The sequence below is a fragment of the Streptomyces atratus genome, from assembly GCF_014648655.1.
Taxonomy (GTDB): Bacteria; Actinomycetota; Actinomycetes; order Streptomycetales; family Streptomycetaceae; genus Streptomyces; species Streptomyces atratus.
Window position 1 is genome coordinate 1 of record NZ_BMRN01000152.1, and the last position, 2,248, is coordinate 2,248.

Annotated in this window: 1 protein-coding gene; it reads right to left on the reverse strand. The window is 72.1% G+C overall.

All coding sequences use genetic code 11. The annotated features are described in order from the left end of the window. Positions 1-2,248, reverse strand: a 2,248-nt coding sequence (locus tag IEZ15_RS43735; RefSeq protein ID WP_189282489.1) for a condensation domain-containing protein, incomplete at both ends; no start/stop codon positions are given.

Genomic DNA, 2,248 nt, shown 5'->3' on the forward strand with positions numbered 1-2,248 from the left:
TCAACACCCGGTACCGCTCGGCCTCGTCCAGCACCTGGACCGAGCTCAGCGGCACGTCGTCGTGGTCGCCGTCCAGGGCCGACTCCAGCGCGGAGACCAGGTTCTGCGCGGCTGTGCGCAGGAAGCGGCCCACCGTCTCCGGGTCGATCGGCGCGACCGCGTGAACCGCCAGCGAGATCCGGTCGCCGTTGTCGTCGACCGAGACCATCAGCGGGTAGTTGGTGCGCTCCTCGAAGAAGACCCTCCTGATCCCGTCCAGCCGCTCGTCGCGGACCCGGGGCTCCTCGGTCGTACCGCCGCCGCTGTTGTGGCGGTAGTTGAACAGCGCGGTGAACAGGGGCGCGTCACCCGTCACCCCGCTGGCCTGCTGCGCCACCGTGAGCGGCGCGTGCTCGTGCTCAAGGAGCTCCGCCAACTGGCCGCGCATCGCGGACACGGCGGTGAGGACGCCGAGTTCGTCGGTGCGCACGCGGACCGGCAGCGTGTTCAGGAAGGGACCCGGTACCCGGTCGGAGCCCGTACCGGCGTTCATGCGGCCGAACAGGACGGTACCGAAGACCACGTCCTCGCGGCCGCTGACCGCCGCGAGCACCCGGGACCACGCCAGGTGCAGCAACGTCGCCGGGCTCGCGCCCAGTTGGCGGGAGACGTCGAGCAGACGTGTGTGCAGCTCGTCGCCGAAGACGACCCGGGCGCGCGTGGCGCCGGTGCCGTCGCCGTGGACGTCGGCCAGGCCGAAGGGCGTCGTGGGCTCGGTGACGTCGCCGAGCAGTTCGGCGAAGTACCGCTCGTGCTCGCCGGTGGTCACTCCGGCGCGGGCCTGCGCGACGAAGTTGCGGAAGGGCAGCGGCTCCGCGAGGTTGCCGTCGCGTCCGGTGAGGAACGCGTTGACCTCGGCGAGCATGACCTCCAGGGCGGTGTGGTCCTGCACCATGTGGTGGATCCGCACCAGCGCCAGCCACTGGTCCCCGCCGGGGACCCGGGCCGCGTGGACCCGGATCAGCGGGGCCCGGCCCAGGTCCATCGACCCGCCGGCCGCGAGGAGCTGCTTCACCGGGTCGCCGCCCTCGGCGTCCAGGGTGACGAACTCGACCGGCAGGGTCGCCTGCCGCCGCACCACCTGGACCGGCTCGCGCAGGCCCTCCCACACGATGGAGGTGCGGTAGATGTCGTGCCGGTCGACGACGCTCTGGAGCGCCTGCGTGAAGGCATCGAGCCGCTCGCGGGCGTCGAACTCGACCACCGTCGGCATGACGTACGTGTCCTCGCCGCCGTCCACGAGGAGGTGGTGGAAGAGCAGGCCCTCCTGAAGCGGGGCCAGCGGGTAGACGTCGGCCACGTTCGCGGCGCCACCGTCCACGGTGACGACGATCGCCGCGATCTCGGCAACCGTGAGGTCGACGAGCGGCAGCATCGCCGGGGTGATCGCGGTCGCGCCGGCCGGGATCAGGTTCGCCGGGACGGCCATCTGCTCGGAGCCCGGCGAGGCGGCGAGACCGGCCGGGGTCGGGGCGTCGAAGAGCGCCCTGATCGAGACGGAGACACCTCGCGTACGGAGCAGGGCGACCAGGCGGATCGCGAGGAGCGAGTGGCCGCCGAGCCGGAAGAAGTCGTCGTCCACACCGACCCCGCCGAGGCCCAGGACCTCGGCGAACGCCGCGCACAGGATCTCCTCGCGGGCGTTGGAAGGGCCGCGGCCGCTGCCGGTGGCGTACTCGGGGGCGGGCAGGGCCTTGCGGTCCAGCTTCCCGTTCACGTTCAGCGGCAGCACGTCCAGGACCACGACCGCGGACGGGACCATGTAGGACGGCAGCCGTTCGCCCGCGAACTCCGATACACGGACGGGTAGTTCGGTCGAATCGGCCTCCTCGGCCGGGACGGCGTAGGCAACCAGGCGCTTGTCCCCCGGTACGTCCTCGCGGGCGATGACGACCGCCTGCGCGACCTCCGGGTGGGCGGCGACCGCCGACTGGACCTCGCCCAGCTCGATGCGGAAGCCGCGGATCTTGACCTGCTCGTCCGCCCGGCCCAGGTACTCGACCTGGCCGTCCTGCGACCAGCGCACCACATCACCGGTGCGGTAGAGACGGCCACCGTCCGACGCGAACGGATCGGCGACGAAACGCTCACCCGTCAGCTCCGGGCGGCCCAGGTAACCCCGGGCCAGACCCGCACCCGCGATGTACAGCTCACCGGAGACACCCGCAGGAACCGGGGAAAGGCTGCCGTCCAGGACGTACACCCGGGC